The following is a 22,948-nucleotide window of genomic DNA, read 5'->3' as shown; positions in this document are numbered from 1 at the left end:
CACTCGTTGAGATCAGTACCCGGGGCATCAGCCGACGCTGGCAAAGCCAGGGAACCATCGAATCATCGCGTCAGCGATCAGATTCACACCCCCCGTGGCGATCAGGATAGCAAAGACGATCAGCATTGCCCCCATGCCTTTTTCGACCCAGCCAAAGGCGGCGCGGTGCCGCTGAACCCAGGCCAGGAAGGGCCGCGCAAAAAACGCCGCCACGATGAAGGGGGCTGTCATCCCCGCCCCGTAGACGAACAGCAAAAGTGCGCCGCGCCAGATGTCGCCCATGCCGCTGGCGATCATCAGGATCGAGGCCAGCGCCGGGCCGACGCAGGGGGTCCAGCCGAATCCGAAGGCCAGCCCCATCAGGTAGGCGCCAAGAATCGTGCTGGCCTCGGCGCTGCTTTCCATCCGCGCCTCGCGATAGAGCAGCGGCACCCGGACCACGCCAAGGAAATGCAGCCCGAACACCAGAAGGATCGCCGCCGCGACATAGGCCAGCGTATCGAGGTATTGCCCGAACATGGAGCCCAGCGCGGTGGCCCCCATGCCCAGCAGCATGAAGATCGTGGTCACCCCCAGGGCAAAGAACACCGCCGAGGCGATCAGCCGCTTTTGCGCCCCCGGCGCGATCTGGCCATCGCCGCGCAACTCGGCCATGCTGAGCCCCCCCATGTAGGACAGGTAAAAGGGGACCATCGGCAGGATGCAGGGCGTGAAAAAGCTCAGCAATCCGGCCGCCAGCGCGCCGAACAGGGAAATTTCCAGCATTATGCCCCCTCCCAGGGCCGCGCCCGATGCGTGCCGGGCTTCGGCTTGTAAAATTCACATATTCAAATTATCTTGTTCAACGATGCGGGGTCAATGGGGGCGCTATGTTTCGTGCGAAGGTTTTTGGCGGAGTTCTCGCGGCCTTGTTGATGGCCGGGCCCGCGCTCGCGGTCGAACTGGTCATGGTCGAACAGGTCGGCTGCGCCTGGTGCGCCCGCTGGAACGAGGAAATCGCCCCGGCCTATCCCAAGACAGACGAGGGCCGATTCGCGCCGCTGCGCCGGGTGGACCTGCGCAAGATGCCCGAAGATCTCGAGGTTTCGCGCCGCGTCACCTTTACGCCGACCTTCCTTCTGGTCGAAGCGGGCCGGGAGATTACCCGCATGGAGGGCTACCCCGGCGAAGATTTCTTCTGGCCGATCCTGAATCAGATGCTGACCGATCATACCGATTTCGCCCCGGCGGGGACGGAGGGCAACGGATAACGAAAAAATGATCCGTGCCCCGGCGGCACGGCTGACAACACGGCGAACAGGCTGTAAAGGCCTTGACCGCGACAGACACGAGGACAGAAACCATGGCGCTTCCGCAATTCTCCACCGACATGTCGGAAGAAGAGCTGGACAAGATCGTCGAGAACGCCACCGACGCATCCAACTTCCTCAAGGCGATAAGCCACGAGGGGCGGATGATGATCCTGTGCCACCTGGTCACCGGCGAGAAATCGGTGACCGAGCTGGAAGAGCTTTTGTCGGCACGCCAGGCGGCGGTTTCGCAACAGCTGTCGCGGCTGCGCCTTGAAGGGCTGGTTGTCCCCCGGCGCGAGGGCAAGGCGATCTTTTACCGGCTGGCCGACGACAAGCCGCGCCGCCTCCTGGAAGTGGTCTACGACCTGTTCTGCGACGCCGGCTGATCCTGCCCCCCTTGCGGGAGGCGCCGTTTTCCAACAAGCTGCACCCGGCGCTGACAGCGCCATGGGGAGGAACCACATGCCGGAATGGCTGACCGAAAGCCAGGCGGTTGCCCTGGTCGGGGTCTTCGGGGGTATCCTGATGGGCCTGGCCGCACGGCTGGGCCGGTTTTGTACGCTGGGCGCGATCGAAGACGCGCTATACGGCGGCAGCGACACCCGGCTGCGGATGTGGGCGCTGGCGGTCGGCGTCGCGGTCACCGGCAGCTTTGCGCTGATCGGCGCCGGGCTTCTGGACGAAAGCCGCAGCTTCTATCTCTCGATCCGCTGGATGCCGATGGCCTCGATCGTCGGCGGGCTGATGTTCGGCTATGGCATGGCCCTGGCCGGCAACTGCGGCTATGGCGCCATCGCCCGGCTGGGCGGCGGTGATCTGCGCTCCTTCGTGATCGTGCTGGTGATGGGGGTCTCCACCTATGTGGTGCTGGCCGGCCCGCTGGCGCCGCTGCGCAACTTCTTTTTCCGGCAGGTCGATGTCACCACCGAAACGCCGCCCGGGCTGGCCCACCACGCCGCCGCGCTGACCGGGCTGCCGCTGCATGTCATCGGCATCGTCGTGGGGCTCGCGATCGTCATCGCCGCGCTCTGGGCCCCGGCGCTGCGCCGCGACACCCGGGCGCTGTTCTGGTCGGCCATGGTGGGGGTGGCCATCGTCTCGGGCTGGGGTGGCACGCAATATGTGGCCACTCACGGCTTCGGCGCGCTACCGGTGGTCTCGCACAGTTTTTCCGCCCCCGTGGGCGAATCCATTCTTTGGGCCATGAGCGGCAGCCTGCGCCCGGTCTCCTTCGCGGTGGGCTCGGTCGGCGGCATCTGGCTGGGCGCCTTCATCGGCTCGCTGATCAAGGGGCATTTCCGTTGGGAGGCTTGTGAGGATCCGCGTGAGTTGCGGCGTCAGATCATCGGTGCGGGGGTGATGGGCGCGGGCGCGGTGATCGCGATGGGCTGCACGGTGGGCCAGGGCATGTCGGCGTTTTCGCTGCTGGCGATCAGCGCTCCGGTCACCTCGCTGGCGATCTTCGCCGGTGCCGCCTTTGGGCTACGCCAGTTGATCGAGGGCTTCAACCCGGCTGAGTAGACCTGCGCCTCCGGGTCTGTTTTACTTATTATATCAAGAACTTATTCACACCCCATTGCCCGAGCCACGGCGCGGGCGACGGGGAAGGCCAGCACGAAACCGGCCACCACCGAAGCGGTCAGCGCCCCTGCCCCGCCCCAGCCGGAAACCAGCACAACGACGATGCCGACCCCGGCGAGGGTGGCGCCGATGAAGAGATGCAGGATCAGGACAAGGGGACTCATGCCCGCCGGATTAGGCCGCGCGGGCGTGCGCTGCCTTGATCCAGGTCAGCCCGGATCGGGGAGTCCGGCGGGCGTTTTGTACGTTTTGCCCCGCCCCCGCCTTCCCCCGAAGGGCCGGATTGGGGAGTTTTCGGCCCGTTTCGTACAGTAAGGGAAAACGGGCCGGTAAGCCGGGTTACAGATTGGTTAACCAGGCTCCCGCCCTCACCCGGCGCGCTTCATCCGGGACATGATGTCGGTCTTGAGCACGAATTGCTGATAGAGCGCGCCGGCGATGTGCAACGCCACCAGCGCCAGCAGCAGGATCCGCATCACCCCGTGCGCCCCGGCCGCCGGGCCGATGCCGCCGAACCACGCCAAAGCGCCGGAGACCGGCATCAGTACCATCAGCGCGTAAAGGCCGATATGGGTGGCGGCAGCAGCGCGTTTCAGCGGCGCGGGTTCCTCCTCGGGCAGCGGCGGCGCGCCCCGGGTCAGCCGCAGCACGATGCGCCAGACCACCAGCGCCAGGATCAGCAGACCGCCGAACACATGGCCCGCGATCAGCGGCGAAAAAGAGAAATCGCCGGTCTCGCGCAGGCTGTCCCAGGCCTCGGTGATCCATTCGTGGAACAGGTATTGCAGGGCGATCAGCAGGAAGATGCCCCAGTGCAGGGCGATCTGGGCGCGGGAATAATGGCTGGGCATGGAAACCTCTGGCAGTTTGGGATTTACAACGCCAGGTTACACGCCCCCGCGCGCGGGGTCCGTCGAAAATCGCGCGAGAATCGGGGCGCGCGCGCAGATGTCGCGCCCCGGGTCATGCGGGACGGCTCAGGGCCGGACGTAGGCGTAGCCCTGCTGCTGCAACTCGACGATGCGGACCACGCCGGAGGGCACGATCCCGGCCTCGTCAAGCAGGGCGACATCATGGCCGGCCTTCTCGCTCATCTTGCGGTGGGTGTTGCCACAGGCGGCGAAGGTGAGCCCCTCCATCTCCAGGCTCATCGCCGAGATGCGGTCGGCGACCGGGCTTTTGCCGACGACGAACATGTTGAGCCCGGGGCCATAGGCGACCACCTCGGCCACGACCGTATCGCCCTGTGCCGCGTAGTAGCTGGTGACGTTGGCAACGTTGTTGAGCGTCATGTTCATCACATGCGGGTCGTTCTCGTCGACGTGAAAGACGATATGGTGGGTTTGCCCCTCGGCCCAGGCGGCGCCGGCGGCGAACGTCATGCCGGTCGCGAATGCGGCGGCGGCGATCAGGTTTTTCATTTGTTTCCTCCCTAGTCGGTGACAGGGAGGATAGGACAAAATGACGCGCACGGATAGTCTATTATGAATATGTGAATGCGGGCGGTGCGGCGGGGTGATCCACGCGCTGTCATCCCCCTGCTGTCATCCCCACACAGGCGGGGATTTCCCCTGCGTTCCCTCCGTCTCGGGAGGCCCCCGCTTTCGCCGGGGGTGACAGGGGCGCGGGGTGACAGGGCACGCGACGGGCGGCGGGCCGCGCATGGGCCTTGCCGCCGGGCGCGGGGCGGGCCTATATCGCGTATCGAGCGAGCAGATGGAGAAATGCGATGACGCGAGTGTTTGTGTTCGGCCTTGCCCTGCTGGCACTGGCCGCCTGCGAGACCACCAAGGGCGCCGGGCGCGACCTGAAAAAGGCGGGTGACGCCATCGAGGAGGTCGCCGAGGACGTTCAGAAGAAACTCTGACCCTCCCGGTCCGGGGGCCGTTCTGCGGCCCTCGCCCTGCCCTGTGGGTTCAGCGTTTCTTGACGAACTCGGTCAGGATGACGATGCGCTGGCCCTCGACGCGGCCCTCGATATGGGCCGGGTTGTCCTGCACCAGCGAGATGCCGCGCACCGCCGTGCCGCGCTTGGCGGTGAAGCCGCCGCCCTTGACCGGCAGATCCTTGATCAGCACCACGGTATCGCCCTGCGCCAGCGGGACGCCGTTGCTGTCCTTGTGCCCGGTTTCCTGCGGCACGTTCTCGGCCCAGGCGCGGGCGTCGTCATCGAGCCAGAGCTGATCGGAGAGATCGCGCGCCCAGTCGTGATCCGACAGGCGCTTGAGCATTCGCGCGGCCAGCACCTGGGTCGCGGTATCCTCGGACCACATCGACGACGAGAGACAGCGCCAGTGGTTCGGCTCCGGCTCGCCCTCGATCTGGGAAATGCAGGTCTCGCAGAGATCGGCCGTGGCATCCGCCGGGCCGCCGGTGACGGCATAGGCGGTGAGGGGCGCGTCGGCGGAACAGAGGGCGCAGGGCATGGCGGGGGCTCCGGATAGGTTGTGTCTGGAGCGCTATAGGGGGTGAGAGCGGGGATGGGAAGGGGGTGGGGTGGGGTTGGGTGGCAATCTTGCCCACCGTTGGACCCGGCCCGACGGGGGTGGTGGGCAAAATGCCCACCCTACGGGAGATTTCTGCGCATAGGGTCGCGCGCCTCCCTGGGGAAACTGTCATCCCCGCGCAGGCGGGGATCTCATGTGGGGGGGCGCGCGTCGGGAGGCCCCCGCTATCGCGGGGGTGACAAGGGGGGGCGTCGCGTGGCGGGCTGAAGCCCGCCCTACGAGGGCTTTGGGGAGCGTTTGGCTTGGCTGGCGACGGTGTGGGTCCGCTCGTTGGCTTTGCCAACCGCTGTCGCCCACTGGCCCGGAAAATGGCCAGCCTTCAGCTGTCCATTTTCAGGGCCGAAATGAACGCCTCTTGCGGGATGTCGACCTTGCCGAACTGGCGCATCTTCTTTTTCCCCGCCTTCTGCTTGTCCAGCAACTTGCGCTTGCGGGTGGCGTCGCCGCCGTAGCATTTGGCGGTCACGTCCTTGCGCATCGCGCTCAGCGTCTCGCGCGCGATTACCTTGCCGCCGATGGCGGCCTGGATCGGGATCTTGAACATGTGGCGCGGGATCAGGTCCTTGAGCTTTTCCACCATCGCCCGGCCGCGGGTTTCGGCGCGGTCGCGGTGCACCATCATCGACAGCGCGTCCACCGGCTCGTCATTGACCAGGATCGACATCTTGACCAGGTTGTCCTGCCGGTAGCCGGTCAGGTGGTAGTCAAAGGACGCATAGCCCTTGGTCACCGATTTCAGCCGGTCGTAGAAGTCGAACACAACCTCGTTCAGCGGCAGATCATAGACCACCATGGCGCGGGTGCCGGCATAGGTCAGCTCCTCCTGGATGCCGCGGCGGTCCTGGCAGAGTTTCAGCACGTCGCCGAGAAACTCGTCGGGCACCAGGATGGTGGCCTTGATCCGCGGCTCCTCGATATGCTCCACATGGGTCAGGTCGGGCATGTCGGCGGGGTTGTGCAGCTCGCGCATCGTCCCGTCGCGCATGTAGACGTGATAGACCACCGAGGGGGCGGTGGTGATCAGGTCGATATCGTATTCGCGTTCGATCCGGTCGCGGATCACCTCGAGGTGCAGCAGCCCGAGGAAGCCGCAGCGAAAGCCGAAGCCGAGCGCGGCGGAGGTTTCCATTTCATAGGAGAAGGAGGCGTCGTTCAGCGCCAGTTTCTCGATCGCGTCGCGCAGGTCCTCGAACTCGGCCGAATCCACCGGGAAGAGGCCGCAGAACACCACCGGGACCGAGGGTTTGAAGCCCGGCAGCGGTTTGTCGCAGCCGCGTTTCTCATGGGTGATGGTGTCGCCGACGCGGGTGTCGCGAACCTGCTTGATCGAGGCGGTGAGAAAGCCGATTTCGCCCGGGCCCAGCTCATCGACCGCCTGCATCTGCGGACAGAACACGCCGATGCGGTCGACATGGTGGATCGAGCCGTTCTGCATCATCTTGATGCGTTCGCCCTTTTTCAGCACCCCGTCCATGATCCGCACCAGCACGATCACGCCGAGATAGGCGTCGTACCAGGAATCCACCAGCATCGCCTTCAGGGGCGCGTCGCGGCTGCCCTTGGGCGCCGGCAGGTGGTGGACGATGGATTCCAGCACCTCGTGGATGCCCTGGCCGGTCTTGGCCGAAACCGCGATGGCGCCCGAGGCGTCGATGCCGATGACGTCCTCGACCTGTTCGGCGACGCGGCTGACGTCGGAGGCCGGCAGGTCGATCTTGTTGAACACCGGCACGATCTCGTGGTCCGCGTCGATCGCCTGGTAGACATTGGCGAGCGTCTGCGCCTCGACCCCCTGGGTGGAGTCGACCACCAGCAGCGAGCCCTCGACCGCGCGCATGGAGCGGGAGACCTCATAGGCGAAGTCGACGTGACCGGGGGTGTCGATCAGGTTGAGCACATAGGTCTCGCCGTCGTCGGCGGTGTATTCAAGGCGCACGGTATTGGCCTTGATGGTGATGCCGCGTTCGCGCTCGATATCCATGGCGTCGAGCAACTGCTCTTTCATGTCGCGGTCCTGCACCGTTCCGGTCTCCTGGATCAGGCGGTCGGCGAGCGTGGATTTCCCGTGGTCGATATGGGCGACGATGGAGAAATTGCGGATATGGGCGAGATCGGTCATGCAGAGCGATATGTATGGGAAAACCAACCCCGTCAAGCGGCCACGCGCGGGGGTGGGGAGGGCGGTGCGCCTTCCTCATTTTTGCCACAATCAATGGGTAGTGTTTCCATTATCGAAACAACCGCGCAACAGACGCGGGACGAGGCAAGAGCAGTGACTGACCCGGTGTTCCGGTGCAGCGACATACCTCCCGAGATGGGGCAGGGTCTTGGCCCTGCCCCTTTTCGGCGAGGGTGCGCGCCGGTGGCGGGCCTTCGGCGCGGAAGATTGCCCCCCGGCAGAGAGTGAGACATAGTAGGGCGCAACCCGGGCCGGGTGGCGCCCGGGTTTGTTTTGAATCGGGGACGGCAATGAAACATCTGCTCACCATCACGGCCACAGCCGCAACGCTGACATGGGCCGTACCGGCGCCGGGCGCTGCGGGCGTGATCGAACGCGCCTGCATGCAATCGAACCGAAAGGCCGCGCCGTCGCTGTGCCGTTGCATCCAGAAGGTGGCCGACCGCAGCCTGAACGCGATGGAGCGGCGCAAGGTGGCGCGCTGGTTCGGCGACCCGCACCAGGCGCAGGAAGTGCGCCAATCGGACAGCCGCAGCGACGCGGAGCTCTGGAAACGCTACAAGGCCTTTGGCGAGCGCGCCGCGAAGGTGTGCCGGTAAAGGCGCCTTGAGTCCCCCGCCTGCGCGGGGGAGACCAGGAAAGCACGCGGTGCGGCGGAGCGCCCCCTACCCCGCCCGGGCCACCCGCACCACTTCGTTCACCAGGCAATCCAGGCTGTCGGTCCAAGGCAGGCCATCGGGAAGGCCAGGGGTGAGCAACGACAACTCGGTGCAGGCGATCAGTGCCCGGTCGCAGCCCGCGTCCAGCAGCGCGCGGGCGGCCTCGGTCAGGGCCGGGGCGCCTGTCGTGTCGCCGGATTTCACCGCGCGGATCAGCGTGAGGATCGGCGCGTCGTCCGCCGGGTAGTGGGCGGTGAGGCCACGGGCGGCGAAGGCAGCATCGAACACGCCGGTGAGACGCACCGCCGGCGAGGCCAGCAGGCCGACGCGCTGCGCACCCTCATCGGCGAGACGGGCGGCGGTCAGCTCCACCATGTCGAGAAAGGGCAGCCCGCAGGCGGCGCGGATCGCGGGGGCGTAGTGATGCGCGGTGTTGCAGGGCATCGCCAGCGCGCGGGCGCCGGCGGCCTGCAGATCGCGCGCCATGCGTTGCAGAACCGGGGCCGGATCGGCCCCCTGCCCCTCGATCAGCGCCTTGATCCGGCTGGGCACCTGCGGGTTCTGATGTACGATCAGCGGCACATGATCGGCATCATCGCGGGCCGGGACCGCGGCGAGGACCTTTTGCATCAGGAGGATCGTGGCCTCCGGCCCCATGCCGCCGAGGATGCCGATGGGGATCATCGGCGCGACTGCCTCACGCCCGCCCGGCCACGTCGAAGACGTGGGTGTAGCCGGTCAGCCCGATGGCGCCGCCGGTGTGCAGGAAGACCACCTTTTCGCCCTTCTTGAAATGCCCCTTGCGGATCAGGTCGATCAGCCCGGCGGCACCCTTGGCGGAGTAGACCGGGTCGAGCAGGATCGCCTCGGTCCGGGCAAAGAGGTCGATCGCCTCCAGCGTGCTTTCGGCGGGCAGGCCATAGCCCTCGCCCACATAATCGCAATTGGCGACCACGTCGGCGCGGGCGACCACACCGGGGCAGCCGAGTTTCTCGGCGGTGCGGACGGCGAGGTTATAGACATTTTCCTCCTGCTTGTCCTTCGGCGCGCGCACGCCGATGCCGAGCAGCGGGATGTTGGCGTTCATCGCGCTGAGGCCTGCGATCAGCCCGGCCTGGGTGCCGGCGCTGCCGGTGGCATGGACGATGTGGTCCACATTCAGGCCCAGATCGACGAACTGGCCCAGCATTTCCAGCGCGCAGTTGACATAGCCCAGCGCGCCGGTGGGGTTGGAGCCGCCACCGGGGATGGTATAGGCATTGCGCCCCTCGGCGCGGAAGGTGTCCGCCACCGCCTCCATCTCGGCGTTCATGTCGAGGCCGGGGCCGCGATGCTCGATGGAGGCGCCGTGCAGCACGTCGAGCAGAACGTTGCCGTTGTACTTGTAGTTCTCGTGGTTATAACCGGTGCGGTCCTCCAGCAGGATATGGCAATCGAGGCCCAGTTTCGCCGCCGCCGCCGCCGTCTGGCGGGCGTGGTTGGACTGGGTCGCGCCCTGCGTCAGCACGATGTCGGCGCCCTGCGCCTGTGCCTCGGCCATCAGGAATTCCAGCTTGCGGGTCTTGTTGCCGCCGGTGGACAGGCCGGTGCAATCGTCGCGCTTGATCCAGATTTCCGGCCCGCCGAGCGCCGCGCTCAGGCGCGGCAGCGGTTCCAGCGGGGTCGGCAGATGGGCAAGCCGGGTGCGGGGAAACTTGGCAAGGTTCATGTCTTATCCTTCGTGGTTTGCGGCAAGTTTGACCGGCGGGCGGGAATTGGCAAGCCGGATGTCGGCGCTGCGGGCGTGGCCCTCCATCCCCTCGGCGCGGCTGATGGTGGCGGTGGCGCGGGCCAGTTCCGGCAGCGCCGGATCGCCGACCCGCTGCCAGGTGACGGTTTTCAGGAACTTGTGCACGCTGAGGCCGCCGGTATAGCGGGCGGCGCGGCCGGTGGGCAGCACGTGGTTGGGTCCGGCGGCCTTGTCACCGAAGGCCACGGTCGTTTCGACCCCGAGGAACCGCGAGCCAAAGGCGGTGAGGCGCGCGCGCCACCAGTCGGGGTCGCGGGCCTGCACGTGCAGGTGTTCGGGCGCATAGGTATCGGCCAGCGCCGCCATCTCCTCGCGGCTGTCGCAGAGCTTCACCTCGCCCAGCTCGTCCCAGGCGGTGCGCCCGGCGCTGGCGTTGGGCTCGGGCAATTCGGCCAGGCAGTGCGGCACCAGGCGCAGCACCGCCTCGGCCAGGGGGCGATGATCGGTGGCGAACCAGACCGGAGAGGTCGCCCCGTGCTCGGCCTGCGCGGCGAGATCCCAGGCGACCGTCAGCGGGTCGGCGGAGGCGTCGGCCAGCAGCATGAGATCGGTGGGACCGGCGACCATGTCGATGCCGACCGGACCGAACAGCTGGCGCTTGGCCTCGGCGACAAAGGCGTTGCCGGGGCCGACGAGAATGTCGGCCGGCGGCGTGCCGAACAGGCCCTGCGCCATCGCCGCGACACCCTGCACCCCGCCCAGAACAAGGATGCGGTCGGCCCCGGCCAGCGCCATGACATAGAGCAGCGCGGGCGGGATCCCGGCGCCCCCGCGCGGCGGCGAGCAGGCGGTGATATGGGGCACGCCGGCGGCGCGGGCGGTGGCGATCGACATCAGGGCCGAGGCGATATGGGCATAGCGCCCGCCGGGCACGTAACAGCCGGCGGCGTTGACCGGGATCTGGCGCTGGCCGACTGTGAGGCCGGGGCGCAGTTCCATCTGGAAATCCAGCGCCGAGGCGCGCTGCGCCTCGGCAAAGCGGCGGATGTTCTCATGCGCGTAGCCGATCGCCTGTTTCAGATCGGCGGGCACCTGGGCGGCGGCGGTGCGGATGGTGGCGGGCGGCACCGCAACCGGCCCGTCCCAGCCATCGAGCCGGCGGGCATAGTCGCGCGCGGCCTCTTCGCCGCCGGTCGCCAGCCGGGCCAGCATGATGCGCACGGTATCGGACAGATCGCCGCCCTGCTGGGCGGGGATGGGGCGGGCGGATTTCAGAACCTCAACGGTCATTTCGGGCACCTCGCGGATTGTAGGGCTTGACCCAGGGGAAGGGTATATTCACAAAAGGCAAAACTGACGGGGAGCGTTCCATGCTCATGAAAGGTCTGACCCTGCGCGGGCTGGAGGTGTTCGAGGCGCTGGCGACCACCGGGTCGGTGGCGCAGGCCGCCGAGATCACCGGGCTGAGCCTGCCGGCAGTCAGCCAGCAGCTGCGCAACCTGGAAAAATCGCTGGGAACAGAGCTGGTCGATCACGGGCGGCGGCCGATGGTGTTGACGCCTGCGGGCCGCAGTTTCCTGACCCGGACCGAGGCGGTGCTGTCGGAACTGCGGCTGGCGCAGAGCGAACTGACGGTGATGGACCTGAGCGAGCTGACGACGCTGTCGTTCGGGCTGATCGACGATTTCGACAACGACCTGACGCCGCGGCTGGTGACCATCCTGGCCGAAAGCCTGACCCGCTGCCGGTTCAAGATGATCACCGCGCCCAGCCTTGAGATCACCGAGGCGATGGAGGCGCGGCGGCTGCATATCGCGGTGGCGGCCAGCACCGGGGAACTGCGCGAGGGGATCGTGGAATACCCGCTGGTGCGCGATCCCTTCATTCTTGTCGCCCCGCGCGGAATGGTGGCGAACCGGCAGGAAATCCTGACCGATCTGAGTGGCCTTCCGCTGTTGCGCTATGCCCGCGAGCAGCTGATCAGCCGCCAGATCGAGGCCCAGCTTGCGCGCCACAAGCTGCATTTCGAGGAGCGGTTCGAAATCGGCAGCCACCTGGCCCTGATGGCGATGGTGGCCCGGCGCATCGGCTGGACGGTGACGACGCCGCTGGGCTACATCCGGGCGGGCCGGTTCCACGACGACCTCGACGCCTTTCCGCTGCCCTTCGCGGCGTTCTCGCGCACCATATCGCTGTTCGCCGCCGCCGATTGGGCCGACCGGGTGCCGCGCGACGTCGCCCAGACCATCCGGCGGCTGGTGGACAGCCAGATCATCGGCCCGGCCACCGCGCGGCTGCCCTGGCTGGCGGGGCAGTTGCGGGTGCTCGACGGCTGAGGGCCTGCGCGAATGCTGGGGGACGGGGCGGATGTGCGGCATGGCAAACTTGCGGTGAAAGGGATCTGACCCCATCCATCGGCACCGCGCCCGCAGGGTGCAAGAGCGGGCCGGCGAGATTTCGCATCTCGACCTGACAGTTTCGATTCCGCTTAAATTCGGCGCCTAGGTGCCGGGCAAGACCGACCGTTTCAGCCCTGCCGCCGCCGCCTCGATCAGGTCGAGCGCCGCGTCGAAATCGCGGGTGTAATAGGGGTCGGGCACATGATCGGCCCCGGTTTCAGGGGCATAATCGGTAAAGAGCCGCGCCGGGGTTTCGCTGCCCGCCGGGCGCAGTGCCTCGATCTTGCTCAGATGGTCGGAATCCATCGCCACTATCAGATCGAATCGGCGAAAATCGCCGGGCTGGACCTGCCGCGCGCGCAAGCTGCCCAGGTCGATGCCGCGGGACCGGGCGGCGGCCTGCATGGCGCCGTAGGGCGGTTCCCCCACATGCCAGTCCGAGGTGCCGGCGCTGTCGATCTCCAGCCCCGGCATCAGGGCGCGGGCAATGCCCTCGGCGGCGGGGGAGCGGCAGATGTTGCCAAGGCAGACGAACAGGATTCGGGTGGTCATACGGGCCTCCTTTGGCCAAGGTGTAGGGGATCAGGGCAACAGGGGAAACCCGGGACGCAGAGCATGGAAAAGATCGTCATTCTGACCGGAGCCGGGATTTCGGCGGAAAGCGGGCTGGGCACCTTTCGCGATGCCGGCGGGCTCTGGGCGCAACACCGGATCGAGGACGTGGCGACGCCCGAGGGGTTCGCGCGCGATCCCGCACTGGTGCAGGCGTTCTACAACGCGCGCCGCGCCAAGGCGGCGACGGCCCGGCCCAACGCGGCGCATGTGGCGCTGGCGCGGTTGCAGGCGGACTGGCCGGGCGCGGTGGTGATCGTGACGCAGAACGTGGACGATCTGCACGAGAAGGGCGGCGCGCAGGAGGTGCTGCACATGCACGGGCGGCTCGACCAGGCGCTTTGCGCCGCCTGCGGTCATCGCTGGCCCGCGCCCGAGGAGATGGAGGTGGGAGAGCCCTGCCCGGCCTGCCGCGCCCCAAGTGCCCGGCCCGATATCGTCTGGTTCGGCGAGATGCCCTATGACATGGACGAGGTTTTCGCGCATCTTTCCGGCGCCGACCTCTTTGCCGCGATCGGCACCTCGGGGCAGGTCTATCCGGCGGCGGGGTTCGTGCAGGAGGCGGCGGCGGCCGGGGCGCGCACGGTGGAGCTGAATCTGGAGCCCTCTGCTACGGTATCGCAATTCGACGAGACCCGGTTCGGCCCGGCGACGCGGACGGTTCCGGAATGGGTGGCGGAGCTGCTGGCGGATTGAGCGCGTTGCCATCGCGGACCTGCTCCGGGACCGTTCCGACACCGCCGGAGGCCCCGGGTCGGGGGCCGGGGTGACAGGGGGCGTGGGGCATGAGAAAGGCCGCGCCGGGGGGCGCGGCCTTGAAGCCGATGCGTTGTGCGAAAGGCTCAGTTCTTTTTCATCTGCCCGTGCTGCATCTGCATGCCGCCCATCGGCTTGCGCTCCAGATCGACGGGGATCTCGACGGTCATGGCGCCGGCCTTTTCGAAGGTCAGGGTGACGGTGACGATATCGCCCTGCGCCAGCGAGCGGTTCAGGCCCATGAACATGACGTGATCGCCGCCACGGGCCAGCGCGTGCATGCCGCCGGCGGGCACGGGAAAGCCCTCTTCGACCTCGAGCATCTGCATGACGCCGTTGGCGTCCTCTTTGTGGGTGTGCAGCTCGACCCGCTTGGCGACGTCGGAACTGGCCGAGACGAGGCGGTCGTCCTCGGTGCCTTGGTTCACCAGCATCATGAAGGCGGCGCCGGATTTGGACATGGCGGTCGAGGTGCGCGCGTAGGCGTCCTTGACCATGATGTCGCCGGCAAAGGCGGGCATGGCGAGGCTCAGGGCGGCGGCGGCGGCGAACAGGGTGGTTTTGAAGGACATGGCGTCTCTCCTCTTGCGTTAACTATCTGAAATCTGGGGAAGTCCGGGGATCAGACGGCGGCAGGAGGATCGCGCGCCGAGGCGACGCGGCTGCGGCTTTCGGCGGGCGGGGTGGCGGCGCTGATCTGCGTCCGGCGCAGGGTGACCGCCAGCGGCACGGGCGCGACGTCGGGCGCGGATAAGGCATCGAGCAGATGCAGCGCACAATCGGGGCAGATATGCGGCGGGCCGGTGGGCTGGCCGTCCTCGTCGACATGGACGGCGATCGGGCCGGTGCCGGTGCACAGCACGATCTGGCCGGCCGGGCCGGTGGCGCCACGGGCGACGGCCATGCTCTGACTGGTGAGCACCATGACGGCGACCAGCAAGAGGGCCAGGTATCTGCGCGGGTTTTGCATCATCTTCAGGCGATATAGGCGCGGCGGTGGCCGATGCGCAAGCAAAACGCAAAACCCCGCGTCCGATGGACGCGGGGTTGCGGAAATCCGTGCGGATCGCCGGGATCAGGAGGCGGCAGCCGCCTTGGCGATCTCTTTCTTGACCTTCAGCGCGGCGGCCGAAAGCTCCTCGTCCTTGGCCTTGGCGAGGAAGGCGTCCAGCCCGCCACGGTGATCGACACTGCGCAGCGCCGAGGCCGAGATCCGCAGCTTGACGCCACGGCCCAGGGTTTCGGACTGAAGCGTGACATCGTTCAGGTTCGGCAGGAACCGGCGGCGGGTCCTGTTCTTGGCGTGGCTGACATTGTTGCCAGTCATCGGGCCTTTTCCGGTCAGTTCGCAACGGCGCGACATGGGTACATCCTCGTCTTTTCTCGGGCGCAGCAGCCGGAAGCGGAATACCCCGCCTGGCCCTGCAAATAACAGGGGCGCCGCTTTGGCAGCGCCCGGAATCTCGTTCGGTGGCTATTACGCGGGGCGGGGAGAGTCGTCAAGCCCCGGCTCAGGGGTTTCGGCCCGCTTTCGTGCCCCCGCCCCATTCAGCCGCCCAGGTGCTTTTCCAGCATCTCCGTCGCGGCGCCGGCGGGTGAGAGCGCACCGCTGGCCACCCGGTCCGACAGCGCCGCCATCGCGGCGCGCGCCTGCGGCGTGTCCAGCCGGGCCAGCAGCGCCTGGCGCACCTCCTGCCGGAACCAGTAGAGCGCCTGTTCGGCGCGGCGGCGGTCCCAGTGGCCGGTCTCGCGCCGCCAGTCCACCAGCGCCTGCATTTCCGCCCAGGCCTCGTCCAGCCCGTCGCCGGTATAGGCCGAGACCATCAGGGCCTTGGGGAACCCCTTGGGATCCTGCGGGCGCTTGCGCAACAGCCGCAGCGCGCCGGAATAGTCCGAACAGGTGCGCATCGCCGTCGGCTTCAGGTCGCCGTCGGCCTTGTTGACCAGAATCAGGTCGGCGATCTCCATGATGCCGCGCTTGACCCCCTGCAACTCGTCGCCGCCGGCCGGGGCCAGCAGCAGCACGAAGAGGTCCGACATCTCGGCCACCACGGTTTCCGACTGGCCGACGCCGACGGTCTCGATCAGCACCACGTCGAAGCCGGCCGCCTCGCACAGCGCCACCGCCTCGCGCGAGCGGCGCGCGACACCGCCCAGGTGGGTCTGGCTGGGCGAGGGGCGGATAAAGGCGGATTTTTCGCGGCTCAGCCGCTCCATCCGGGTCTTGTCGCCCAGGATCGAGCCGCCCGAGCGGGTCGAGGAGGGATCGACCGCCAGCACCGCCACCCGCAGCCCCTGTTCGATCAGCATCATGCCGAAGGCCTCGATGAAGGTGGATTTGCCCACCCCCGGCGTTCCCGACAGGCCGATGCGCACCGCCTGCCGCCCGGCCCCGCGCAGATGGTCGAGCAATTGCGCCGCCTGTGCCCGGTGATCGGCGCGCGCGCTTTCGACCAGCGTGATCGCGCGGGCCAGCGTCCGGCGGTCGCCGTTCAGTATCTTGTCGCCCAGGCTTTTCATGTCCATCGCCTCATCCTGCTGCCCGGCGCCCTTTCTGCCTTGGCCGGGCGCGGAATGTCCAGTGCCGAGCCGGGTCGGGCGCGGGACAGCCACGGTGGACAGCGACGCTAGACAGGGCGCGCCGATTGGCGGAAAAGGCGGGCCATGTGTGCCGCCCCTGCCCCGCCCCCCGCCTTGCCGATCGAGGCCGCCCTGCCCGAGCTGCTGACCGCGTTGCGCGATCATGGGCGGGCAGTGCTGCAGGCACCGCCGGGCGCGGGCAAGACCACGCGGGTGCCGCTGGCGATGCTGGAGGCCGGGCTGGGCACCGGCGGGGATTCGACGGGGCGCATCGTGATGCTGGAACCGCGCCGCCTGGCCGCGCGCGCCGCCGCCGAGCGCATGGCCGAGACCCTGGGCGAGGCGGCCGGGCAGACCGTGGGCTATCGCATCCGGGGCGAGGCCAGGGTATCGAAGGCGACCCGGATCGAGGTGGTGACCGAGGGCATCCTGACCCGCATGTTGCAGCGGGAACCGGACCTGCCCGGCGTCGGCGCGGTGATCTTCGACGAGTTCCACGAACGCTCGCTCAATGCCGACCTGGGGCTGGCGCTGTGCCTCGAGGTGGCCGGTGCCCTGCGCGACGACCTGCTACTGCTGGCGATGTCGGCGACGCTGGACGCCGAGCCGGTGGGCGCGCTGATGGAGGCGCCGGTGGTGACCTCGCAGGGGCGAGGTTTCCCGGTGGAGACCCGTTGGCTGGACCGGCCCCTTGGCCCGAAAGCGCGGCGCACCGATGCGCTGGTCGATCTGGTGGTGCAGGCGGAGCAGGAAACGCGGGGGACCGGCGGCGGGCTGCTGGTGTTCCTGCCGGGCGAGCGGGAGATAAGGCAGGCCGAGGCGGCGCTGACCAAGCAGCTGCCGGGGGGATGTCACGTCAGGCCGCTTTATGGCGCCCTGCCCTTTGCCGCCCAGCGCGCCGCAATCCAGCCGGCGACCGAGGGGCGCAAGGTTGTTCTGGCCACCTCGATCGCGGAAACCTCGCTCACCATCCAGGATGTGCGGGTGGTGGTCGACATGGGACAGGCGCGCCGGGCGCGGTTCGATCCCGGTTCGGCCATGTCGCGGCTGGTGACGGAAAAGGTCACCCGCGCCGAAGCCACCCAGCGGGCGGGACGCGCGGGCCGGGTGGCCGAGGGGGTCTGCTATCGCCTCTGGACCAAGGGCGAGGAAGGCGCGTTGGCGGCGTTTCCCCCGGCCGAGATCGCGGCGGCGGACCTGACCGGGCTGGCGCTGGAACTGGCGCTCTGGGGCGCGTCCGAGGCGGATCTGGCCTTTCTCACCCCGCCGCCCGCGGGGGCGCTGGGCGAGGCGCGGGCGCTGTTGCGGATGCTGGGGGCGCTCGACGACAAGGGGTTGATCACCGGGCATGGCCGGGCGCTCTCGGCGCTGCCGTTGCATCCAAGGGTGGCGCATATGCTGGTGCGGGCCGGGCCGGAGGCGGCACCGCTGGCGGCGCTGATCGAGGCGCGCGATCCGCTGCGTGGCGCGCCCTGCGACCTCACCCTGCGGCTGGAGGCGCTGCGCGACCTGAAACGCTTTACCCGCGAGCGGCCCTACGAGGTGCTGCGCCCGGCACTGGAACAGGTCAGGTCGGAAGCGCGACGGCTGCGCGCGCAGGTCAAGCGGGCCGAGATCGAGGGGATGAGCCCGGCGGCGATGGCGGCGCTGGCCTATCCCGACCGGATCGGGCAGCGGCGCAAGGGCGATGCGCCGCGCTACGTGCTCTCGGGTGGCAAGGGGGCGGTGATGGGCCCGGGCGACGGGCTGGCCGGGGCGCCCTTTGTGGTGGCGACGGATCTGGATGGCGATCCGCGCGAGGCGCGTATCCGCATGGCGGCGCAGATCTCGGAGCGCGAGATCCGCGAATTGTTCGCCGACCAGATCGGCTGGGTCGAGATTTGCGACTGGTCGAAGCGGGAGCGGCGGGTGCTGGCGCGCAGGCAGGAGCGGCTGGGCGCGATCACCCTCGACGACCGGGTCTGGACCGATGCGCCGCAGCAGGACGTGGCGCGCGCCATGCTGGACGGGGTGCGCGAGCTGGGCCTGCGGCTGGAGGGGGCGGCGGCGCGGCTGGCGGCGCGGGTGGAACTGGTGCGCGCGGAGGGGGTCGATCTGCCCGATTTCTCCGAATCCGGGCTGATGGCGCGGCTGGAGGATTGGCTCTTGCCGATGCTGGGGACGGTGCGCAGCGGCGAGGCGTGGAAGCGGTTCGATCCGCTGCCCGCGCTCAAGGCCGCGCTGAGCTGGGACCAGCAGAAGGAGCTGGACCGCCGCGCGCCGCCGGCCTTTGTCACCCCGCTGGAGCGCAAGGTGCCGATCGACTATGGCCCCGAGGGGCCGGAGATTTCGGTCCGGTTGCAGGAGCTGTTCGGGGTCACGCGGCATCCGATGAGCGGCGGCGTGCCTCTGAAGATCACCCTGCTCTCGCCGGCGCAACGGCCGGTGCAGGTCACCCGCGACCTGCCGGGGTTCTGGGCCGGATCCTATGCCGACGTGCGCAAGGACATGCGCGCGCAATACCCCAGGCACCCCTGGCCCGAGGACCCGACGCAGGCCGACCCGACCCTGCGCGCGAAACAGCGAGGGTGACGCGGTAGGCGGGCGCCTCGGGCGTAGGGCGGGCTTCAGCCCGCCACCCGTGACGCGCTTCGCTGGCGGCAGGGGCGGGCTGAAGCCCGCCCTACGGCTTTACGGACCGTTCCCTGTCACGGGCGCAGCGCGTCCGGGGTGAGTTGCGGATCGGTGGCACCGGTCTCGGTGACCTTGCGCACCAGCCCGGCGACCTTCGTGCAGATCGGGGCGGGAATTCCCCGTTTCGCGGCCAGGTCCACCACCAGCCCCTGCAACTGGTCGATCTCGGTCGCCCGCCCGGTCCTCACGTCATAGGCCATCGAGGTGCGGGCCTGCGGATCGATGGTGAGCATCTGCGCCGCGATCCGCAAGAACAGCGGTGTCGGCAGCCGCAGGATGTGCGGCCCCATCCAGGCCGGCAGCGGGGTGGTGGATCTCACCGCGATGCCGCAGGCCCCGAGCACGCCCAGCGCCTCGGCCATCTGGTCGGCCATCAGCCGCCGCCAGTCGCGCGACAGGAGCTGATCGCGCAGCGTCAGGCCCGACAACGCATTGAGCGCGTTGGTGAGGTTCAACAGCAGCTTGCCCCATTGCAGCGCGGTGATCTGCGCCGCCTCGGTCACGGTGAGGCCGGGCACCGTGAGCCGGGCCGCAAGATCGCCCGGCCCCGCCCCGATGGCGATGTCGCCGCTGGTGGCGCGGTGCCAGTGGCCCGGCCCGGCGGGCACCACGTTGAAGGGCACCATGCCGGCACGCGCGTCGCGGCCGGGCAAGGCGGCGCGCAAGGTATCGGCATGTCCGATGCCGTTCTGCAAGCTGATCACCGGGGCGTCGGCGGGGGCATGGGCGGCGATTTCAGCCGCCATGTCCGCCGTCGCGCCGCCCTTGACCGTGACCAGGACAAGCGCGGCATCGGCCATGCAGCCGGGCGTTTCGCTCAAGCGCACCCCCTCGGGGTCAACGCGCAGATCCAGCCCCGAAAAATCGGTGAGGTGCACCCCATGCTGCCGGATCGGGTCCAGCACCCGGGCGCGGCCCAGCAGGGTGACGGGGCGACCCCCGGCGGCGAGCAGCCCGCCGACGAAACAACCGATGGCGCCGGCCCCGGCGATCACGATGCGTCCCTGATCCATATTATCAGAACGGTAGCATGGAATTTTTGCTAGTTGTAAGAAAAATGATTGAACGCATTGGTAGAATATGCTTACTTAAAATATTGTAGTAGATCAATATTTTCATTTTTAAAAGGACGGAAAAATGGCAGAAAACACTGTTTTCAAAGTGGCGCAAAGCGATGCTTTTAAGGAAAACATATTCAGCCTTACAAACGGTCGCTTCGTTGTCTCTTCCGACAATCAGCTAAGCCAGACGATAACGCGTGTCCTGGGCAGCAACGGCAACCCAACCTCCGACGTGTCGCCGCCACTAAATCCTTCTTACACGGAAGATTTCACCGTATCTGAACTGGGGAAAAACAAGTTTGTTGTAACATGGATTGAACTTTACGCAGATGTTCTCACTGGGCAGGTTTTCAATAAGAAAGGAAACCCCATTGGAAGCGAGTTCAAGCATGACCTTGGCGGTGGAACAACTCAGCAGTTCCTTCAATCCGTCACTTTGGACGACGGACGGGTTGTTGTGGCATGGAAAGATCACGATACGATCCGTGGTGTGCTCGTCAAAAAGAATGGCAGCTTCCTCAAGAAATCCGTAGCTCTGGTAGATGGCATCTCGAACGACCATGCATATCCAGAAGCGGGTGATAGCTTCTCCATTGATAGCTCGGAAGGAAGTGGATTTCTGATCTCTTACGTGGATGATAACGAATTTGGGGACGAAAGGCTGGAGGCGCGGCTCTTTGATAATAATCTTGCTCCAAAGGAGCCTTCCATTGTTCTTTCGAACACCGAGGCGGATGATGTGCTCGACTTTGAGGCTGTCTCGGTGGGGGATGGAAAAATAGCTGTAGTTGAGAGCAAAACCCCTGATGACGGGACTTTCCTCAGTGTTCACAATGGCCTTGGGGCACATGATTTTGCCGCAGTTGAAATCATCGACACCGAAGACGGTAAAGGGATGACTTCCAATAACTCATACAGCGACATTGACCTAGAGTTTGTCGATGCCAAGGGCCAAGGCGCATTGCTTGTAGGCTTTACCGGCAAAGACGCCGAGAAGGCGTCGTACAATATTTACGATATGGACGGTTATCAGATCGGAGAAACGCTGAGTGTGGAGACCGATGTGGAGCCTGCCTTCGGGTTTGGATCGGTGCTTGTGCGGTTTCGGGATATTGCGATCAGCGATAAAGGCAAAGCCGTTATTTATTACGAAACTTTGGATAGCACCGACGCCGCCACCCATGTCCAGTCTATTTGGATTCCGGAATTCGTGCGCGTTGGAAACAAGTCTTCGAATACAATTACTGGCGAGAACGATGATGATGCCATTGGCGGCCGCGCCGGAAATGACATTTTGTCCGGTGGAAGAGGTAATGACCTGCTTAGTGGCGACGCGGGCAAAGACAGCCTTTTCGGCGATGCTGGACGCGACATTCTTTTTGGTGGGGAAGGGAACGACACCCTGCGCGGCGGCAGTGGAAACGACATGCTTAAAGGTGGCGCAGGTAATGACACTTTGCGCGGCGACCTCGGAAATGACGTGATTGATGGCGGCACCGGAACAGACGTTCTTGTTGGAAATGGTGGTGCGGATACGTTCAAATTTACTGGTGAATTGTTTGGCATCGACACCATCAAGAATTTTAAGATCGGGAAGGACAAAATTGACCTTTCAGAGGTCACGGTAATTTCTTCCGCAATCTCGCCATTCGATGACTTTATCGATCTCGTTCAGAATGGTCGCAACACACATGTAGAGATTTTTGATAGCATTTTTGCGGTGGACCCAAGCGAAACGATAAATCTCAAGGGAATTGATGCAACCGAACTATCAGAAAGCGACTTTCTTTTTTAGGTAGCGCGGGTTGCAAAAGCACGAAAGTCAGCAGGGCGCGGTTTCGCCCTGCTGAGTGTTTATCGCCCGGCCTGATGGCCCGGGCGTTTTATCTGCCTTGTACATGCCCTTGGCCTGACTGGTTCAGGCGGTCACACCCCGAGGCACCAGCGCATCACCGCCTTTTGCGCGTGCAGCCGGTTCTCGGCCTCGTCCCAGATCACCGAATGCGGGCCGTCCATCACCTCGGAGGTGACCTCCTCCTCGCGGTGCGCGGGCAGGCAGTGCATGAACAGCGCGTCGGGCCTGGCTTTGGCCATCAGCTCGGCGTTGACCTGGTAGGGGCGCAGCATGTTGTGGCGGCGTTCCTTCGAACTCTGGCTGTCGTGCATCGAGACCCAGGTATCGGCGACCACCAGGTCGGCGCCCTCGACCGCCCTGGCCGCGTCGCGCTCGATCACCACGGTGCTGCCGGCCTTGCGCGCCAGACCGACGAATTCCTCCTCCGGGTCCAGCTGGGCCGGACCGGTGAAAGTCAGATCGAAGCCGAACTGCCCGGCCGCATGCAGGAACGAGGCGCAGACATTGTTGCCGTCGCCGGCCCAGACCACCTTCTTACCCTTGATCGGGCCGCGATGCTCCTCGTAGGTGAGCACGTCGGCCATGATCTGGCAGGGGTGGGTGCGGTCGGTGAGCCCGTTGATCACCGGCACATCGGCGTATTCGGCCATCTCGTGCAGCACGCTTTCGTCGAAAGTACGGATCATGATCAGGTCGACATAGCGCGACAGCACGCGGGCGGTGTCGGCGATGGTCTCGCCGTGACCCAGCTGCATGTCGCTGCCCGAGAGCACCATGCTCTGCCCGCCCATCTGGCGCACGCCGACGTCGAAGGAGACGCGGGTCCGGGTCGAGGGCTTCTCGAAGATCAGCGCGACCATCCGGCCCGCAAGCGGCTGATCGTCGTCCGGGGCGCCCTTTGGGCGGTCGGCGCGGGCGCGCTTGATCTGGCCCGCGGTTTCGATCATGGCCCGCAGCGCGGCGGGATCAGTCTTGTGGATATCTAGGAAGTGATTCATGGGGTTTTCTTTTTTCGGGCCGGCCACCGGGGATAACTCCAGGGGCCGGCGCAGGATTTGTAAAGGG

The 22,948-nt window shown here is 66.6% G+C and carries 25 protein-coding genes; 9 read left to right on the top strand and 16 right to left on the bottom strand.

Annotated features, from left to right (window positions below):
• Nucleotides 1–27: 27 nt before the first annotated feature.
• Nucleotides 28–765 (bottom strand): cytochrome c biogenesis protein CcdA, encoded by a 738-nt coding sequence (locus tag P1U75_RS08680; protein WP_300242119.1) that lies wholly within the window; start codon nt 763–765, stop codon nt 28–30.
• 149 nt (nt 766–914) lie between these two features.
• Between P1U75_RS08680 and P1U75_RS08675 the strand changes: the two genes are divergently transcribed.
• The 3 genes from P1U75_RS08675 (at nt 915) to P1U75_RS08665 (ending at nt 2,813) form a co-directional block, all read left to right on the top strand.
• Nucleotides 915–1,250 (top strand): hypothetical protein, encoded by a 336-nt coding sequence (locus tag P1U75_RS08675; RefSeq protein WP_300242117.1) that lies wholly within the window; start codon nt 915–917, stop codon nt 1,248–1,250.
• Nucleotides 1,251–1,342: 92 nt separating this feature from the next.
• Nucleotides 1,343–1,678: a metalloregulator ArsR/SmtB family transcription factor gene (locus P1U75_RS08670; protein ID WP_300242115.1), complete on the top strand. Its 336-nt coding sequence runs from the start codon at nt 1,343–1,345 to the stop codon at nt 1,676–1,678.
• Between the two features lie 76 nt (nt 1,679–1,754).
• Entirely contained in the window at nt 1,755–2,813 is a 1,059-nt protein-coding gene (locus tag P1U75_RS08665) for a YeeE/YedE family protein (RefSeq protein WP_300242113.1), read from the top strand.
• 41 nt (nt 2,814–2,854) lie between these two features.
• Here P1U75_RS08665 and P1U75_RS08660 read toward each other — a convergent pair whose 3' ends face one another.
• The 3 genes from P1U75_RS08660 to P1U75_RS08650 form a co-directional block, all read right to left on the bottom strand.
• Nucleotides 2,855–3,037 carry a CTP synthetase gene (locus P1U75_RS08660; protein WP_300242111.1) on the bottom strand — a complete coding sequence of 61 codons (183 nt, stop codon included), beginning with the start codon at nt 3,035–3,037 and terminating at the stop codon, nt 2,855–2,857.
• 204 nt (nt 3,038–3,241) lie between these two features.
• Nucleotides 3,242–3,724: a cytochrome b/b6 domain-containing protein gene (locus P1U75_RS08655; protein WP_300242109.1), complete on the bottom strand. Its 483-nt coding sequence runs from the start codon at nt 3,722–3,724 to the stop codon at nt 3,242–3,244.
• A 126-nt stretch (nt 3,725–3,850) separates the two neighbouring features.
• The gene (locus tag P1U75_RS08650; protein WP_300242107.1) at nt 3,851–4,294 is read right to left on the bottom strand and encodes a DsrE family protein; all 444 of its coding nucleotides are present in this window, start codon (nt 4,292–4,294) and stop codon (nt 3,851–3,853) included.
• Between the two features lie 308 nt (nt 4,295–4,602).
• On the opposite strand from P1U75_RS08650, the gene P1U75_RS08645 reads away from it, so the two are divergent.
• Nucleotides 4,603–4,740, top strand: coding sequence for an entericidin A/B family lipoprotein (locus tag P1U75_RS08645; RefSeq protein WP_300242105.1), 138 nt, complete (start codon nt 4,603–4,605; stop codon nt 4,738–4,740).
• Nucleotides 4,741–4,789: 49 nt separating this feature from the next.
• Here P1U75_RS08645 and P1U75_RS08640 read toward each other — a convergent pair whose 3' ends face one another.
• Nucleotides 4,790–5,299, bottom strand: coding sequence for an alkylphosphonate utilization protein (locus tag P1U75_RS08640; protein ID WP_300242103.1), 510 nt, complete (start codon nt 5,297–5,299; stop codon nt 4,790–4,792).
• Between the two features lie 400 nt (nt 5,300–5,699).
• A complete protein-coding gene (gene lepA, locus P1U75_RS08635) occupies nt 5,700–7,499 on the bottom strand; it encodes a translation elongation factor 4 (protein WP_300242101.1) in 1,800 nt (599 codons plus the stop codon).
• Nucleotides 7,500–7,849: 350 nt separating this feature from the next.
• On the opposite strand from lepA, the gene P1U75_RS08630 reads away from it, so the two are divergent.
• Nucleotides 7,850–8,158 (top strand): hypothetical protein, encoded by a 309-nt coding sequence (locus tag P1U75_RS08630; protein WP_300242099.1) that lies wholly within the window; start codon nt 7,850–7,852, stop codon nt 8,156–8,158.
• A gap of 66 nt (nt 8,159–8,224) precedes the next feature.
• Here the strand turns inward: P1U75_RS08630 and P1U75_RS08625 are convergent, their stop codons facing one another.
• Genes P1U75_RS08625 through hisD form a run of 3 tightly spaced genes read right to left on the bottom strand, consistent with a single transcriptional unit; the run spans nt 8,225 to nt 11,237 of the window.
• Nucleotides 8,225–8,902, bottom strand: coding sequence for an amino acid racemase (locus P1U75_RS08625; RefSeq protein WP_300242098.1), 678 nt, complete (start codon nt 8,900–8,902; stop codon nt 8,225–8,227).
• A 13-nt stretch (nt 8,903–8,915) separates the two neighbouring features.
• Nucleotides 8,916–9,926 (bottom strand): D-cysteine desulfhydrase, encoded by a 1,011-nt coding sequence (locus P1U75_RS08620; protein ID WP_300242096.1) that lies wholly within the window; start codon nt 9,924–9,926, stop codon nt 8,916–8,918.
• Between the two features lie 3 nt (nt 9,927–9,929).
• Nucleotides 9,930–11,237, bottom strand: a complete 1,308-nt coding sequence (gene hisD / locus P1U75_RS08615; RefSeq protein ID WP_300242093.1) for a histidinol dehydrogenase — start codon at nt 11,235–11,237, stop codon at nt 9,930–9,932.
• An 80-nt stretch (nt 11,238–11,317) separates the two neighbouring features.
• Between hisD and P1U75_RS08610 the strand changes: the two genes are divergently transcribed.
• Nucleotides 11,318–12,283, top strand: a complete 966-nt coding sequence (locus tag P1U75_RS08610; RefSeq protein WP_300242091.1) for a LysR family transcriptional regulator — start codon at nt 11,318–11,320, stop codon at nt 12,281–12,283.
• 165 nt (nt 12,284–12,448) lie between these two features.
• Here P1U75_RS08610 and P1U75_RS08605 read toward each other — a convergent pair whose 3' ends face one another.
• On the bottom strand, nt 12,449–12,898 hold the full coding sequence (locus P1U75_RS08605) for a low molecular weight protein-tyrosine-phosphatase (protein WP_300242089.1): 450 nt from the start codon (nt 12,896–12,898) through the stop codon (nt 12,449–12,451).
• 63 nt (nt 12,899–12,961) lie between these two features.
• Between P1U75_RS08605 and P1U75_RS08600 the strand changes: the two genes are divergently transcribed.
• On the top strand, nt 12,962–13,654 hold the full coding sequence (locus P1U75_RS08600) for an NAD-dependent deacylase (RefSeq protein ID WP_300242087.1): 693 nt from the start codon (nt 12,962–12,964) through the stop codon (nt 13,652–13,654).
• A 146-nt stretch (nt 13,655–13,800) separates the two neighbouring features.
• Here the strand turns inward: P1U75_RS08600 and P1U75_RS08595 are convergent, their stop codons facing one another.
• The 4 genes from P1U75_RS08595 to meaB form a co-directional block, all read right to left on the bottom strand.
• Complete coding sequence (locus tag P1U75_RS08595; RefSeq protein WP_300242085.1) at nt 13,801–14,286, bottom strand: copper chaperone PCu(A)C; 486 nt, start codon at nt 14,284–14,286, stop codon at nt 13,801–13,803.
• Nucleotides 14,287–14,336: 50 nt separating this feature from the next.
• Nucleotides 14,337–14,684, bottom strand: coding sequence for a DUF2946 family protein (locus P1U75_RS08590; protein WP_366915002.1), 348 nt, complete (start codon nt 14,682–14,684; stop codon nt 14,337–14,339).
• A gap of 105 nt (nt 14,685–14,789) precedes the next feature.
• A complete protein-coding gene (gene rpmB / locus P1U75_RS08585; RefSeq protein WP_300242081.1) occupies nt 14,790–15,077 on the bottom strand; it encodes a 50S ribosomal protein L28 in 288 nt (95 codons plus the stop codon).
• Between the two features lie 185 nt (nt 15,078–15,262).
• On the bottom strand, nt 15,263–16,240 hold the full coding sequence (gene meaB / locus P1U75_RS08580; protein WP_300242079.1) for a methylmalonyl Co-A mutase-associated GTPase MeaB: 978 nt from the start codon (nt 16,238–16,240) through the stop codon (nt 15,263–15,265).
• A gap of 138 nt (nt 16,241–16,378) precedes the next feature.
• On the opposite strand from meaB, the gene hrpB reads away from it, so the two are divergent.
• Complete coding sequence (gene hrpB, locus P1U75_RS08575; protein ID WP_300242077.1) at nt 16,379–18,865, top strand: ATP-dependent helicase HrpB; 2,487 nt, start codon at nt 16,379–16,381, stop codon at nt 18,863–18,865.
• A gap of 116 nt (nt 18,866–18,981) precedes the next feature.
• On the opposite strand, the gene P1U75_RS08570 is transcribed toward hrpB, so the two are convergent.
• Complete coding sequence (locus tag P1U75_RS08570) at nt 18,982–19,980, bottom strand: 2-dehydropantoate 2-reductase (protein ID WP_300242075.1); 999 nt, start codon at nt 19,978–19,980, stop codon at nt 18,982–18,984.
• Between the two features lie 124 nt (nt 19,981–20,104).
• Between P1U75_RS08570 and P1U75_RS08565 the strand changes: the two genes are divergently transcribed.
• Nucleotides 20,105–21,823: a calcium-binding protein gene (locus P1U75_RS08565; RefSeq protein WP_300242073.1), complete on the top strand. Its 1,719-nt coding sequence runs from the start codon at nt 20,105–20,107 to the stop codon at nt 21,821–21,823.
• Between the two features lie 131 nt (nt 21,824–21,954).
• Here the strand turns inward: P1U75_RS08565 and argF are convergent, their stop codons facing one another.
• Nucleotides 21,955–22,881, bottom strand: coding sequence for an ornithine carbamoyltransferase (gene argF, locus P1U75_RS08560; protein ID WP_300242071.1), 927 nt, complete (start codon nt 22,879–22,881; stop codon nt 21,955–21,957).
• Nucleotides 22,882–22,948 lie beyond the last annotated feature (67 nt).

Source organism: Antarcticimicrobium sp. (assembly GCF_029212575.1).
Classification (GTDB): Bacteria; Pseudomonadota; Alphaproteobacteria; order Rhodobacterales; family Rhodobacteraceae; genus Antarcticimicrobium.
Note: the sequence above shows the minus strand (reverse complement) of the source record. Positions and strands in the feature narration are given on the sequence as shown.